Annotated in this window: 11 protein-coding genes; 4 read left to right on the plus strand and 7 right to left on the minus strand. The window is 72.2% G+C overall.

From position 1 onward, the window contains the following. Positions 1-198: 198 nt before the first annotated feature. On the minus strand, positions 199-1,452 hold the full coding sequence (locus tag ACODR5_RS02285) for an isochorismate synthase (protein ID WP_460816287.1): 1,254 nt from the start codon (positions 1,450-1,452) through the stop codon (positions 199-201). A gap of 88 nt (positions 1,453-1,540) precedes the next feature. On the opposite strand from ACODR5_RS02285, the gene ubiE reads away from it, so the two are divergent. The 3 genes from ubiE (at position 1,541) to ACODR5_RS02300 (ending at position 4,794) form a co-directional block, all read left to right on the plus strand. After that, on the plus strand, positions 1,541-2,266 hold the full coding sequence (gene ubiE / locus ACODR5_RS02290; protein WP_488982598.1) for a bifunctional demethylmenaquinone methyltransferase/2-methoxy-6-polyprenyl-1,4-benzoquinol methylase UbiE: 726 nt from the start codon (positions 1,541-1,543) through the stop codon (positions 2,264-2,266). 22 nt (positions 2,267-2,288) lie between these two features. After that, a complete protein-coding gene (locus ACODR5_RS02295; protein ID WP_460816290.1) occupies positions 2,289-3,341 on the plus strand; it encodes a polyprenyl synthetase family protein in 1,053 nt (350 codons plus the stop codon). A 79-nt stretch (positions 3,342-3,420) separates the two neighbouring features. Next, the gene (locus tag ACODR5_RS02300) at positions 3,421-4,794 is read left to right on the plus strand and encodes an FAD-dependent oxidoreductase (protein WP_488982599.1); all 1,374 of its coding nucleotides are present in this window, start codon (positions 3,421-3,423) and stop codon (positions 4,792-4,794) included. A gap of 276 nt (positions 4,795-5,070) precedes the next feature. On the opposite strand, the gene ACODR5_RS02305 is transcribed toward ACODR5_RS02300, so the two are convergent. The 6 genes from ACODR5_RS02305 to ACODR5_RS02330 form a co-directional block, all read right to left on the minus strand. Continuing rightward, positions 5,071-6,309 (minus strand): alpha-hydroxy acid oxidase, encoded by a 1,239-nt coding sequence (locus ACODR5_RS02305; protein ID WP_449854085.1) that lies wholly within the window; start codon positions 6,307-6,309, stop codon positions 5,071-5,073. A gap of 11 nt (positions 6,310-6,320) precedes the next feature. Then, on the minus strand, positions 6,321-7,748 hold the full coding sequence (locus ACODR5_RS02310; RefSeq protein WP_488982600.1) for a rhamnulokinase: 1,428 nt from the start codon (positions 7,746-7,748) through the stop codon (positions 6,321-6,323). Between the two features lie 136 nt (positions 7,749-7,884). Further along, positions 7,885-9,921 carry a bifunctional aldolase/short-chain dehydrogenase gene (locus tag ACODR5_RS02315; protein ID WP_488982601.1) on the minus strand — a complete coding sequence of 679 codons (2,037 nt, stop codon included), beginning with the start codon at positions 9,919-9,921 and terminating at the stop codon, positions 7,885-7,887. 73 nt (positions 9,922-9,994) lie between these two features. Further along, positions 9,995-11,305 carry an MFS transporter gene (locus ACODR5_RS02320; RefSeq protein ID WP_488982602.1) on the minus strand — a complete coding sequence of 437 codons (1,311 nt, stop codon included), beginning with the start codon at positions 11,303-11,305 and terminating at the stop codon, positions 9,995-9,997. A 26-nt stretch (positions 11,306-11,331) separates the two neighbouring features. Further along, positions 11,332-12,495: an L-rhamnose isomerase gene (gene rhaI, locus ACODR5_RS02325; protein ID WP_449854097.1), complete on the minus strand. Its 1,164-nt coding sequence runs from the start codon at positions 12,493-12,495 to the stop codon at positions 11,332-11,334. A gap of 40 nt (positions 12,496-12,535) precedes the next feature. Beyond that, positions 12,536-12,907 carry an L-rhamnose mutarotase gene (locus ACODR5_RS02330; RefSeq protein ID WP_449854098.1) on the minus strand — a complete coding sequence of 124 codons (372 nt, stop codon included), beginning with the start codon at positions 12,905-12,907 and terminating at the stop codon, positions 12,536-12,538. A gap of 131 nt (positions 12,908-13,038) precedes the next feature. On the opposite strand from ACODR5_RS02330, the gene ACODR5_RS02335 reads away from it, so the two are divergent. Continuing rightward, positions 13,039-14,031 carry a LacI family DNA-binding transcriptional regulator gene (locus ACODR5_RS02335; protein WP_488982603.1) on the plus strand — a complete coding sequence of 331 codons (993 nt, stop codon included), beginning with the start codon at positions 13,039-13,041 and terminating at the stop codon, positions 14,029-14,031. The last annotated feature ends 247 nt before the right edge of the window (positions 14,032-14,278 follow it).

Below are 14,278 nucleotides of genomic sequence, written 5' to 3' on the forward strand. Positions count from 1 at the left end.
CGAAGGGTGCAACCGATCGGCTCAACCGGTGAGCAAGCCGAAGCGCAACCGATCACTGTGCGAGCGAAGCGAGCGTGGGGGCGCTCATGCGCCCGCCCCGCGGCGCGAAGCGCCGCCTCGTCGGCGCGGGAGCGCCGACGCGAGCACGCGAGCGGCACCCGCGCAGCGGGTGCCCGAGCGCGCGCAGATCCAAATGAACTAAGCCAGCGCATCCACGATCGGGCGGAACTTCACCCGCGTCTCGAGCAGCTCGGCCTCCGGCACGCTGCCCTCGACGATCCCGCCGCCCGCGTGCGCCGTGACGGCGCGGGTGGCGCCCTCGACGGGGCCGAACTGGGCGCAGCGCAGCGCGATGGCCCATTCGCCGTCGCCGTCCCCGTCGATCCAGCCCGCGGGGCCGGCGTAGCGGCCGCGGTCGAACGGCTCGAGGCGACGGATCGCGGCGACGGCCGCGTCGGTCGGGGTGCCGGCCACGGCGGCGGTCGGGTGCAGGGCGCGCACCATGTCGAGCGCGGTCGATCCGTTCGAGAGGGTGCCCTCGACGTCGGTCGCGAGGTGCCACAGGTTGGGCAGGCGCAGCATGAACGGCTGCTCGGCGGCGGCCAGGGCCGAGGTGTGCGGCCGCAGCGAGCGCAGCACGCTCTGCACGGCGTAGTCGTGCTCGGCGTTGTCCTTGTCGCTCGAGGCGAGCTCGGCGGTGATGGCCGCGTCCTCGTCGGCGTCGGCGCCGCGCGGCCGCGTGCCGGCCAGCACGCGGGCGGTCACCGTGCCGCGGCGGACCGTCACGAGCGTCTCGGGGCTGGCCCCGATGATCCCGTCGATGGCGAAGGCCCACGTGTCGGGGTACCCGGAGGCGAGGGCGCGCACGAGGCGGCGCAGGTCGGCGCCGGCCGGCACGGTGCCCGAGATGTCACGCGCGACGACCACCTTGCTGAGCTCGCCCGCGCGGATGGCGTCGAGCGCGGCCCGCACGGCGGCGCCGTGTGCCTCGGGATCCATCGCGCCGGGGCCGAGGGTCGCCGACCACTGCCCGCCGTACTCGCGCGGTTCCGCATCCGGCGCGGATCCGCCGAGTCGGTCGATCCGCGTCATCCACGCGCGACCGTCGCGGCGCCCGATCACCGTGGAGGGCACGACGAGCGTGCTCGGCGCCGCCGAGGCCTCGTCGAAGGCGAACGCGCCGAAGCCGACCAGGCCGGTGCCGGGAAGGCGCACCTCGTCGTCGACGTCGGTGGCCTGCGCGATCGCGCGCCACACGTCGGCGAGGGCGTCGAGTCGGCCGTCCTCTCCCACGTCGAGCCGCAGCACCTCGGGGCCGGCGCCGATGAGGCCGTCGCCGCGCCGCAGCCACGCGATCGGATCGGACGCCGACGCGTAGCGGAGTGGATCGTCGACGGGATCGATCTCGCGGGTCGTGGCGACGAGTCGCGGCAGCGAGATCGGATCGGACACCCCACAAGCGTACGCCGCGGCGGCTCCCACGCTCCGCGGGCGGCGCTCGGACGGGCTCCCCAGGAAGCACCCGCCTAGACTCGATCGGGTGAGCACCGAGCCCAATCGCGCCGATCTCGGCAAGGACCCGACGCGCGTCAGCCGGATGTTCGACCAGGTCGCCGCGAGGTACGACCTCACGAACATCGCGATGACCTTCGGGCTCGACGGGCTGTGGCGCGAGGCGACCACCCGCGCGGTCGACCCGCAGCCGGGGGAGCGGATCCTCGATCTCGCCGCCGGCACGTGCCGCTCGTCGGCCTCGCTGGCCCGCCGCGGCGCGCACGTGGTCGCCGCCGACTTCTCGCCCGGCATGCTCACCGAGGGGCGGCGGCGCTTCGGCGACGTGCGCAACCTCGAGTTCGTGCAGGCCGATGCCACCGCGCTGCCCTTCGACGACGACTCCTTCGACGCCGTCACGATGTCGTACGGGCTGCGCAACGTGAACCAGCCGCGGCAGGCGCTCGCCGAGCTGCTGCGCGTGACCAAGCCGGGCGGGCGCCTCGTCATCAACGAGTTCTCCACGCCGCCGAACCCCGTCTTCCGCGCGCTGTACCGCTTCTACGACGACCGCGTGCTGCCGCGCGTGGCCCGGCTGTTCGGCTCGAACGGCGAGGCGTACGACTACCTGAACGAGTCGATCCGCGCGTGGCCCGACCAGCAGACGCTGGCGGGATGGATCCGCGAGGACGGCTGGACCGACGTGGCCTACCGGAATCTCACCTTCGGGATCGTGGCACTGCACCGGGCGCGCAAGCCCGCTCCGACCGCCTGATCGCGGCTTGTAGGCTGGCAGGGTGACCCAGAGCCCCAGCGCGGCGGAGCGTTCGCGGATGGCGAGTCGCTTCGGACTGAGCGACCGCATCTTCGCGACCCCGGGCGCTCGCCGGCTGGTCGGCCGGATCGAGGAGGGGCTCGAGCGGGTCGAGACCGAGCTGTCGGAGGAGCTGCACTCCACCGACGCGCTCGTCGACGCCACGTCGCGCTACCTCTACGAGGCCGGCGGCAAGCGCGTGCGCCCGATGCTCGCGCTCCTGGCGGCGCAGCTCGGGGAGGGCGCGACGACCGAGGTCATCACGGCGGCCAAGGCACTCGAGCTCACGCACCTCGGATCGCTCTATCACGACGACGTCATGGACGGCGCGGACCGCCGCCGCGGCGTCGCGAGCGCGCACGAGGTGTGGGGCAACAGCATCGCGATCCTCACCGGCGACCTGCTCTTCTCGCGCGCGAGCGTGATGATGGCGCAGCTGGGCAAGCGCGCCATGGAGCTGCAGGCGCAGACCTTCGAGCGCCTCGTGCTGGGCCAGATGCACGAGACGATCGGCGCGCAGCCGGGCGACGAGCCCGTGGCCTTCTACATCCAGGTGCTCGCCGACAAGACCGGATCGCTCATCGCCGCGGCCGCGCAGGCGGGCGCCCTGTTCTCGGGGGCCGATGCGAGCTACCACGAGCCGTTGCGCCAGTTCGGCGAGAAGGTGGGCGTCTCGTTCCAGCTCATGGACGACGTCATCGACCTCTCGGCCGACCCCGCCGAGACCGGCAAGGTGCCTGGCACCGACCTGAGGGCGGGCGTGCCGACCATGCCGTACCTGCTGCTGGACGAGCTGGACGCCGCGCTGAAGGCCCGCATCGACGCGGGCGTGGAGCGGATCGCGGCGGGCGCCGACCCATCGGTGCTCGACGACGAGATCGCCGAGCTGCGCGACCACGAGGCCACGGCGCGCACGCGCGAGCTGGCCGAGTCGTGGACGCGCGAGGCGATCGCGCAGCTCGACGTGCTGCCGCGCGGCGGGGTGCGCGAGGCCCTCACCCGCTTCGCCGAATCGCTCGTCGACCGCAGCAGCTGACGTCGGGCGCGGCGTCCGCTCAGGAGCGGCGCGCGAGACTGGATGGCGCGCCCCACCGGACGTGCAAGGAGAGGAAACCATGACCAAGCTGAGGCTGGCCATCGTCGGCGCCGGACCCGCCGGCATCTACGCCGCGGACATCCTGCTCAAGACCGAGCGGAAGTTCGACGTCTCGATCGACCTCTTCGAGCACCTGCCGGCGCCCTACGGGCTCGTGCGCTACGGCGTCGCGCCGGACCACCCGCGCATCAAGGGCGTCATCAATGCCCTGCGGGAGGTGCTCGATCGCGGCGACATCCGCATCTTCGGCAACGTGCGCTTCGGCGAGGACATCGTGCTCGACGACCTGCAGCGGCACTACCACGCGGTGATCTTCGCCACGGGCGCCGTGCGCGACGCCGACCTCGACATCCCGGGCATCGACGCCGAGGGATCGTTCGGCGCCGCCGACTTCGTGAGCTGGTTCGACGGCCACCCCGACGTGCCCCGCACGTGGCCCCTCACCGCCGCGAGCGTGGGCGTGATCGGCAACGGCAACGTCGCGCTCGACATCAGCCGCATGCTGGCCAAGCACGCCGAGGACCTGCTGCCCACCGAGGTGCCGCAGAATGTCTACGAGATCCTCGAGGCCTCGCCCGTCACCGACGTGCACGTGTTCGGCCGCCGCGGGCCCGCGCAGGTGAAGTTCACGCCGCTCGAGCTGCGCGAGCTCGGCGAGCTGCGCGACGTCGACATGGTCGTGTACGACGAGGACTTCGACTACGACGACGCCTCGCGCGCCGCGATCGAGTCGAACAAGCAGGTCAAGGTCATCGACCGCGTGCTGCAGTCGTGGCGCCAGCGGCCCTCGGCCAACAACGCCGGCGGCACGGCGTCGCGCCGCCTCCACCTGCACTTCTGGGCGCGCCCCGTCGAGGTGAAGACCGACGCCGAGGGCCGCGTGGCCGCGCTCGTGTACGAGCGCACCCGCCCCGATGGGCAGGGCGGCGTGGAGGGCACGGGCGAGCTGCGCGAGGTGCCCATGGGGCAGCTCTACCGCGCCGTCGGCTACTTCGGATCGCCGCTGCCCGGCGTGCCGTTCGACGAGCGCCATGGCGTCATCCCGAACCACGAGGGCCAGGTGCTCGCGGCCGACTCGAACGAGCGCGTGCCCGGCATGTACGCCACGGGCTGGATCAAGCGCGGCCCCGTCGGCCTCATCGGGCACACGAAGTCCGACGCCATGGAGACCATCCAGCACCTCGTCAACGACCAGGGCTCGTGGTGGCAGCCGGAGGACCCCTCGGAGGAGGCGATCCCGGCCCTGCTGGCGGAGCGCGGCGTGCAGTGGACCGACCTGGAGGGCTGGCACCGCCTCGACGAGCACGAGATCGCGCTGGGCGAGCCGCACGGTCGCGCCCGCATCAAGGTCGTGCCCCGCGAGGACATGGTCCGCATCTCCCGCGGGGAGTAGCTTTTCTTTTTTGGATCTGCGCCGCTCGGGCACCCGCTGCGCGGGCGCCGCTCGCGTGCCCGCGCCGGCGCTCGCGCGCCGGCGAGGCGGCGCTTCGCGCCGCGGGGCGGCCACATCGGCGGCCGCACGCTCGCTTCGCTCGCACAGTGATCGGCTGCGCGGTGGCTTGGTCGGACCCGTCGTTTGGCCCGACCGGTTGCACCGCATCGGTTGCTGAACGGAGCGCCGAAGGCGCGGAGATGAAGCGACCACCGCAAGCGGGGCGGCCGCCTGCGGTCAGGGCTTGGGGATGGGCTGCAGGCGCGACAGCTGCGTGACGTGGCGCGGCTCGAGCTCGGCCAGCGTCGAGACACCCAGCAGCGCCATCGTCCGGACGATCTCGCTGCGCAGGATGTCGATCGCGCGATCCACGCCCGCGCGCCCGCCGGCCATGAGGCCGTAGAGGTAGGCGCGGCCGATGAGCGTGAACTTCGCGCCGAGGGCGATCGAGGCGACAATGTCGGCGCCGTTCATGATGCCGGTGTCGATCATCACGGTGGTGTCGCGGCCGACCTCCTTGACCACGTGCGGCAGGAGGTGGAACGGCACGGGGGCGCGGTCGAGCTGGCGGCCGCCGTGGTTGGAGAGGATGATGCCGTCCACGCCCAGGTCGACGAGGCGCTTGGCGTCGGCGACGTTCTGCACGCCCTTGATGACGATCTTCCCCGGCCAGATGCCGCGGATGACGTCGAGATCCTCATAGCTGATCGTCGGATCCATCGCCGCGTTCAGCAGCTCGCCCACGGTGCCGCCCGTCGACGACAGCGAGGCGAACTCCAGCTTGGGTGTCGTGAGGAAGTCGAACCACCACCACGGGCGGGGGATCGCGTTCACGATCGTGCCGAGCGTGAGCTGCGGCGGGATCGAGAAGCCGTTGCGCTTGTCGCGCAGGCGGGCGCCGGCGACCGGGGTGTCGACCGTGAACTGCAGCGTGTCGAAGCCGGCCTCGGCCGCGCGGCGCGCGAGGCCGTACGAGATCTCGCGGTCGCGCATGACGTACAGCTGGAACCAGTTGCGGCCGTGCGGGTTGGCGGCCTTCACGCCCTCGATCGAGGTGGTGCCGAGCGTCGAGAGGGTGAAGGGGATGCCCGCGGCCGCGGCGGCGCCCGCCCCGGCCGTCTCGCCCTCGGTCTGCATCAGGCGCGTGAAGCCCGTGGGCGCGATGCCGAAGGGCAGGGCCGACGGGCCGCCCAGGATCTCGGTGCTCGTGTCGACGTTCTCGGCCGGCCGCAGGATGTCGGGGTGGAACTCGATGTCCTCGAACGCCTGCCGCGCGCGGGCCAGCGACAGCTCGCCCTCGGCGGCGCCGTCGGTGTAGTCGAACGCCGCGGCGGGCGTGCGCCGCTTGGCGATCGCGCGCAGGTCGCCGATCGTGAGGGCGGCGTCGAGGCGGCGCGTGCGCGCGCTGAGCGTGGGCCGCTTGAACTTCATGAGCTCGAACACGTCGGCCGGGCGGGGGAACTGGCGGGTGACCATGGGCACTGCCTTCAGGGACGGGCGCGCGGCGCGTGGCGGCGCGGCTGGTGGGAGCGGGAGACGGTCTCGCGCAGGCTCTCGAGCGAGCCGGAGACGAGGCCCGCGGCGCGGGCCTGCACGAGGAGGTTACCAAGGGCCGTGGCCTCGACGGGGCCGGCGAGCACCTCGAGGCCGGAGCGGTCGGCGGTGCGCTGGCAGAGCAGTTCGTTGAGCGCGCCGCCGCCGACGATGTGGATCGTCTCGACGGCGACGCCCGACAGCTCGGAGGCCTTGCGCACGGCGTCGGCGAAGGCCTGCGCGAGGCTCTCGACGATCGAGCGTGCGAAGGCGGGCCGGTCCTGCGGCACGCGCAGGCCGCGCTCGCCGAGCCACTGCGCGATCCGCGCCGGCATGTCGCCGGGTGGCAGGAAGACCGGGTCGTTCGCGTCGAACACCGGCACCTCGGCGTCGACCTCGGCCGCCGCGCGCAGCAGGGCGGGCAGATCGACGGCGGCGCCGTCCTCGGCCTCCCACGCGCGCACCGACTCGCTCAGCAGCCACAGGCCCATCACGTTGTGCAGGAAGCGGACGCGGCCGTCCACGCCGCCCTCGTTCGTGAAGTTCGCCTCGCGCGCCGCGTCGGTGAGCACGGGCTGCTCGGTCTCCACACCCACGAGGCCCCACGTGCCGCACGAGATGTAGGCGGCGCGGTCGGCGCGCATCGGCACCGCGACGACGGCCGAGGCGGTGTCGTGCGATCCGACGGCGACGACGGGCGCGTCGCCGCCCACCTCCGCCGCCACGTGCGGCAGGAGCGAGCCGATGCGCGCGCCCGGATCGACGAGCTCCGGCAGGATCGCGGTCGGCACGCCGATCCGCTCCGCCAGCTCCGCATCCCACGCGCGCGTGCGCACGTCGAGCAGGCCGGTGGTCGAAGCGTTCGTGCGCTCGGCCGTCTTCTCGCCCGTCAGCAGCCACGCGAACAGGTCGGGCACGAGGAGCAGGCCGTCGGCGAGCCCGAGCAGGCCCGCCTCGCGCTCGCACGCCAGCTGGTACAGCGTGTTGAACGGCAGGAACTGCAGGCCGTTGCGGCGGTAGAGCTCCTCGAACGGCACGGCGGCGTGCACGAGCTCCACGCCGCGGGCCGTGCGCTCGTCGCGGTAGTGGAACGGCGTGCCGAGCATGCGGTCGCCCCGCATGAGCGCGTAGTCCACGGCCCACGAGTCCACGCCGATCGAGCGGATCTGCGGCTCGGCCGCGAACGCCGCGCCCAGTCCGTCGAGCGCGCCGCGGTACAGCGCGATGAGGTCCCAGTGCAGCCCGCTGGGGGTGCGCACGGGCGCGTTCGGGAACCGCCCGACGGTCTCCATGGCGATGGATCCGCCGTCGAAGCGCCCCACGATCACGCGCCCGCTCGTCGCCCCGAGGTCGACCGCCGCGACGGCACCCGATCCGCTCACGACGGTTCCCCGGCTGCACAACGAAGGAGATCCGTGGTCGCCCTAGTGTCCGGGCGGCGGGAAACCGCGGACGATCCGGTGCGGCGCGCCCGGTCTTCCTTCGTTGTGCAGACGCGCAGGGGAGTGATCACCCCGCTCATCGCAGGAACGCCTGCGCCACGCCGGAGTCGACGGGGATGTGCAGGCCGGTCGTGCGGCTCAGCTCGGGGCCCGTGAGCACGTACACGGCGTCGGCGACGTTCTCGGGCACGACCTCGCGCTTGAGGATGGTGCGGTTGGCGTAGAACTGACCCAGATCCTCCTCCTTGACCCCGTACGTCGCGGCGCGGTTGGCGCCCCAGCCCGAGGCGAAGATGCCCGAGCCGCGCACGACGCCGTCGGGGTTGATGCCGTTCACGCGCACGCCGTGCTCGCCGAGCTCGACGGCCAGCAGGCGCACCTGGTGGGCCTGGTCCGCCTTCGTCGCGGAGTACGCGATGTTGTTGGGACCGGCGAAGACCGAGTTCTTCGACGAGATGTAGACGATGTCGCCGCCCATGCCCTGCTCGATGAGCGGCTTCGCGGCGGCCTTCGAGACGAGGAACGATCCCTTCGCCATGACGTCGTGCTGCAGGTCCCAGTCCTTCTCGGTGGTCTCCAGCAGCGGCTTCGACAGCGACAGGCCCGCGTTGTTCACGACGAGGTCGATGCCGCCGAAGGCGAGCAGCGTCGCGTCGATCGCGGCCTGCACGCCCTCGGCGTCGGCGACGTTCGCCGCCACGCCGATCGCGACGTCCGTCGATCCGAGCTCGGCCGCGACGGCCCGCGCCTTCTCGAGGTCGAGGTCGGCGACGACCACGCACGCGCCCTCCTTCGCCAGGCGCGTGGCGATGGCCTTGCCGATGCCCGATGCCGCGCCGGTGACGAACGCGATGCGCCCCTGGTGCGTCTTGGGCTTCGGCATGCGCTGCAGCTTGGCCTCCTCGAGCGCCCAGTACTCGATGCGGAACTTCTCGGCGTCCGAGATGGGGGCGTACGTCGACAGCGCCTCGGCGCCGCGCATCACGTTGATCGCGTTGACGTAGAACTCGCCCGCCACGCGCGCGGTCTGCTTGTTGGCGCCGTAGCTGAACATGCCCACGCCGGGCACGAGCACGATGAGCGGATCGGCGCCGCGCATGGCGGGGCTGTCGGCGGTCGCGTGCGCCTCGTAGTACGCGGTGTAGTCGGCGCGGTACTGCGCGTGCAGCTCCTTCAGGCGCGCGATCGACTCCTCGACGGAGGCCGAGGCCGGCAGGTCGAGCAGCATCGGCTTGACCTTGGTGCGCAGGAAGTGGTCGGGGCAGCTCGTGCCCAGCTCCGCCAGCGCGGGGGCCTTCTCGGAGGCGAGGAAGTCGAGGACGACGTCGGCGTCGGTGAAGTGCCCGACCATCGGCTTGTCGTGGCTGGCCAGCCCGCGGATCGTCGCCGCGAGGGCGGCCGCCTTGGCGCGGCGCTCGTCCTCCGGCAGCGCCTCGAAGCCGGGGCGGACGGATCCGAACGGCTCGGCCTTGCCGTGCGCGTCGATGTACGCCTGCGCGGTCTCGATGATCCAGAGCGAGTTGCGCTCGCTCTCCTCGCTCGTCTCGCCCCACGCGGTGATGCCGTGACCGCCCAGGATCGTGCCGATCGCCTGCGGGTTCTGCTTCTTGATCTCGGCGATGTCGAGGCCGAGCTGGAAGCCGGGGCGGCGCCACGGCACCCACACGACCTTGTCGCCGAAGATCTTCCGCGTCAGCTCCTCGCCGTCGGCCGCCGTCGCGATCGCGATGCCGCTGTCGGGGTGGAGGTGGTCGACGTGCGCGGCGTCGACGAGGCCGTGCATGGCGGTGTCGATCGAGGGGGCGGCGCCGCCCTTGCCGTGCAGGCAGTAGTCGAAGGCTGCGACCATCTCGTCCTCGCGCTCGATGCCGGGGTACACGTCCACGAGGGCGCGCATGCGGTCCAGGCGCAGCGTCGCGAGCCCCGCCTCGGTGAGCGTGCCGAGGTCGCCGCCGGATCCCTTCACCCACAGCAGCTCGACGGGCTCGCCCGTGACGGGGTCGACGTCGGTGCCCTTCGCCGACGTGTTGCCGCCGGCGTAGTTGGTGTTCCTCGGGTCGGAGCCGAGGCGGTTGCTGCGGTCGATCAGGTCCTGGACGGCGGGAGTGGTCATGTCCTTCTTCTTTCGGGTCGGCGGTGTGCGCGTCCCGCGATCCGGAGCGTGCGGATCGCGGGACGCGCCGGCATCACAGGTTGGCGGGGACCTCGGTCGTCAGGGGCACGCGGTCACCGTAGCGCTCGCGCTCGATCTGCTCGAGCGTCTTGCCCTCGGTCTTGGGCGCCCAGATCGTGCCGATCAGGAGGGCGGCCGCCAGCAGGCCGAGGATGATCAGGCCGAGGTTCCCGAGGCCGATCGTGTTGAGCAGCACCGGGAAGACGAGGCTCAGCAGGCCGACCATGACGCGGGCCAGCATGAACAGCACGCCCTGCGCGCTCGCCCGGTAGCGGGTGGCGAACAGCTCAGCGGTCCACAGGCCGTAGAAGGCCTGCGCCCCGATGCCGGCCGAGACGCCCCACGCGACGGCGAAGAACACGAGCGAGACCATGCCGGGGGGAGCGTAGATGAGCACGATCCAGCCGACGATGCCCAGCAGCGCGCCGCCGAAGTACAGCCAGCGGCGGCTCACCCGGTCGCCGTAGCGCATGAAGCCGGCCCACGTGGCGAGCGCGGTGAGCGACCACACGAGCACCTGCAGCAGGTTCTGCTGGATCTCGTCGTGCAGGCCCGCCGCCTCGTAGACGCGCGGCTGGAAGATGCCGGCCTGGCCGGCGACCGTGTTCCAGAGGCCGTACACGCCGAGCAGGAACAGCAGGGCGCCCCAGTTCTTGGGGTTGCGCAGCAGGTCGACGATGCCCGAGAAGAACCCGCCGCGCGTGCCGGCGGCGGTGGCGGCCTCGCGCTCGTCCTTCCAGCGGCGCGACTCGGGCAGACCGCGGCGCACCCACCACGTGATGGCGGCGATCACGAACAGGTGCACGAAGATCAGGCGCGAGCCCATCAGGCCCAGCGGGTGCACGAGCACGGCCAGCAGGAAGCCGACGGCGGGCCCGATCGACCACGCCAGCTGGGCCGTGCCGACGTGCGCCGCGCGGTGCTCGTCCGGCGCCTCCTCGGCGATGTAGGTCCACGACGCGGGCACGCCCGCGCCCACGGCGATGCCCATGAGGATCACGCCGCCGAGCAGCATGGGAAGGCCCGCCGAGAACGCGACGAGCAGGGCGCCGATCATGAACACGATCAGGTCGTACGTGTAGATGAACTTGCGGCCGAGGCGGTCGCACAGGGGCCCGCCGATGGCCGCGCCGATCGCGGCGCCGAAGGCGTTGGCCGAGAGGGCGGCGACCATGCCGACGACGCCGTCGTCGAAGCCGAACGCCTCCTGCCACAGGCCGAGGCTCGTTGCGAGGGCGATGATCGCCCCCGCCTCGATGTAGTTGGACATGGCGACCGCGATCGTCGCCTTCCACGCCGTGAGCGTGCGCTTCTGAGTGGTCATCAGGGTGCGTCTTTCCGTTCCGTGCGTCACGCGCCCCAGCCGGCCTGCTGGCCGCCGACGCGCTCGTTCTCGATCCGCTGCTGGTAGCCCGACTCGATCTGGGCCTGCATGGGGTCGGCGGGCAGGCCGCGCGACGCGCGCCACTCGGCCAGCGCCGGGCGCACGTCCGTGTAGAACGCGTCCATGAACACCGCGTTGGCGGCGAGCGGGTCGCCGGCCACCTGCGCGGCGCGCAGCGCCGCCTGGTCGACGAGCAGCGCGCGGGCTGTCATCTCCTGCACGTTCAGCACCGAGCGGATCTGGCCGAGGATCTTGTTCTCGACGTTGTGGCACTGGTCGAGCATGAACGCCACGTCGGGGTTGTTCAGGCCGCCGCCGCGGATCACCTCGAAGACGATCCGGAACAGCTGGAACGGGTCGGCGGCGCCCACGATGAGGTCGTCGTCGGCGTAGAAGCGGCTGTTGAAGTCGAACGAGCCGAGCTTGCCGAGCCGCAGCAGCTGCATGACGATGAACTCGATGTTCGTGCCGGGGGCGTGGTGGCCGGTGTCGAGGCAGACCATGGCCTTCTCGCCGAGCGCCGACACCTGGGCGTAGGACGTGCCCCAGTCCGGCACGTCGGTGTGGTAGAACGCCGGCTCGAAGAACTTGTACTCGAGCACGAGGCGCTGGTCGTCGCCGAGGCGGTCGTAGATCTCCCGCAGCGACTCGTGCAGGCGATCCTGGCGGCCCCGCATGTCGGCCTGGCCGGGATAGTTCGACCCCTCGGCGAGCCAGATCTTGAGGTCGCGCGAGCCGGTCTCGTGCATCACGTCGATGCACGCGAGGTGGTGGTCGATCGCCTTGCGGCGCACCGCGGCGTCCTCGTGGGTGAGGGCGCCGAACTTGTAGTCGTCGTCCTGGAAGGTGTTGGAGTTGATCGTGCCGAGCGCCACGCCCTCGTCCTCGGCGTGCTTGCGGAGGTCGCCGAAGTCGCACATGTCCCACGGGATGTGCAGGGCCACGCTGGGCGCGAGGCCGGTGAGGCGGTGCACCTGCGCGGCGTCGGAGATCTTCTCGAACGGATCGCGCGGCGTGCCGGGGGTGGCGAACACCTTGAAGCGGGTGCCGGAGTTGCCGAACGCCCAGGAGGGCAGCTCGATGGCCTGCTGCTCGAGGGCGGAGAGGATGTCGGGGCTGAGGGTGGTCACGGTGGGCCTTTCTCGCGCGGGCGTCGTCGCCCTGGGTGGATCAGGATCGGGTCTGGGAGAGCTGCGTCTCGAGGTGGAACACCTCGGGATGCGTGGGTGCGCCCTGGTCGGCGCGCGCGTCGAGCTCGACGAAGAAGGGGCGCATCGACTCCTCCCAGCGCGCGGCCACCTCGCTCTGGGCGAGGTACGCGCGGGAGGCCTCGTCGTCGTCCGTCTCGTAGACGCCCACGAGCAGGCCGCCGCCGAGGTGGAAGATCGAGTAGTCGCGGCGCCCGGACGCGGCGATCTCGGCGAGCATCTCGGGCCACACGGGGGAGTGGCGGGCGATGTACTCGTCCACGAGCTCGGGGCGCACGCGCAGCGTGAAGCAGATTCGCTGCGGCTGGCGCGGGGCGGAGTCAGACGTGCTCATCATCGAGTCTTCCTGTCGTTCGGTGCGCCGTCGTCGCGTCACCTTCCGGGGTCCGACGCGCGATCCGCGCGCCGGATGAATCGTTTCATTATGAAACGATACATGCTCCGGGGGCAAACGAAGGGGACGGCATGGTGGTCAGCATCCGCGATGTGGCGGAGCGCGCGGGCGTCTCGGTCGGCACGGTCTCGAACGTCCTGAACCGCCCCGGCGCCGTGGCCGAGGACACGGTGCGGCGCGTGCGCGGCGCGATCGACGAGCTCGGCTATGTGCGCAACGACGCGGCGCGCCAGCTGCGCGCGGGGCGCAGCACCACCGTCGGTCTCATCGTGCTCGACGCCCGCAACCCGTTCTTCATGGACGTCGCGCGCGGCGCGGAGGACGAGGCGGCCGCCCGCGGGCTGTCGGTGATCGTGGGCAACAGCGGCGAGCAGGCCGATCGCGAGGCGGCGTACCTGAGCCTGTTCGAGGAGCAGCGCGTGCGGGGCGTGCTCGTCTCGCCGATCGGGGGCGAGCTGGAACGGCTCGCCCGGCTGCGCGACAAGGGCACGCCCGTCGTGCTCGTGGACCGCGGCGCGCCCGGGAGCGGCTTCTCGTTCGTCGCGGTCGACGACGAGCGCGGCGGCTACCTGGCCGCGAGGCACCTGCTGGATCGCGGGAGGCGCCGGATCGCGTACGTGGGCGGTCCCGAGGATCTGCGGCAGGTGGCGGATCGTCTCGCGGGCGCGCGGCGCGCGGTGGCGGAGGTGCCGGGCGCCTCTCTCGAGGCGGTCTTCCGATCGGCCCTCACGGTGCTCGAGGGGCGGGCGGCGGGAGACGCCCTGGCGGCGCGCGGCGCGGATCGCCCGGACGCCGTCTTCGCCGCCAACGACCTGCTCGCGATCGGTGTGATGCAGGCGCTCGTGATGACGCGCGACATCCGCGTGCCCGACGACGTCGCCCTCATCGGCTTCGACGACATCGACTTCGCGCAGTCCGCCGTCGTGCCGCTGTCGTCGGTGCGGCAGCCGAGCCACCTCATCGGCGCGACGGCCCTGGGCCTGCTCGCCGACGCGGCCGACGGCGCCGCCCCGCGCGAGATCCAGTTCGAGCCGGAACTGGTCATCCGCGCCTCCACCAGGTGAGCGTGAACCCCATCGGTTGCTGAACGGAGCGGCGGAGCCGCGGAGATGAAGCGACCACCGCAACCGGTCATCGTGCGAGCGCGAAGCGCGAGCGTGAGGCCGCCGATGCGGCCGCCCCGCAGCGCGAAGCGCTGCCGCGCTGTCGCGGGACGCGACAGCGTGAGCACGCGAGCGGCGCCCGCGGAGCGGGTGCCCGAGCGGCGCAGGATAAATAAGAAGGGAACGGCCCCTCTCCGCGTGAGAGAGG

The organism is Microbacterium sp. FG3, assembly GCF_057809335.1.

Coding starts and splice junctions, on each gene's coding strand:
- ACODR5_RS02305 (WP_449854085.1), bottom strand. CDS start 6,309: ATGGTCACCCGCCAGTTCCCCCGCCCGGCCGACGTGTTCGAGCTCATG.
- ACODR5_RS02315 (WP_488982601.1), bottom strand. CDS start 9,921: ATGACCACTCCCGCCGTCCAGGACCTGATCGACCGCAGCAACCGCCTC.
- ACODR5_RS02320 (WP_488982602.1), bottom strand. CDS start 11,305: ATGACCACTCAGAAGCGCACGCTCACGGCGTGGAAGGCGACGATCGCG.
- ACODR5_RS02300 (WP_488982599.1), top strand. CDS start 3,421: ATGACCAAGCTGAGGCTGGCCATCGTCGGCGCCGGACCCGCCGGCATC.
- ACODR5_RS02335 (WP_488982603.1), top strand. CDS start 13,039: ATGGTGGTCAGCATCCGCGATGTGGCGGAGCGCGCGGGCGTCTCGGTC.
- ACODR5_RS02330 (WP_449854098.1), bottom strand. CDS start 12,907: ATGAGCACGTCTGACTCCGCCCCGCGCCAGCCGCAGCGAATCTGCTTC.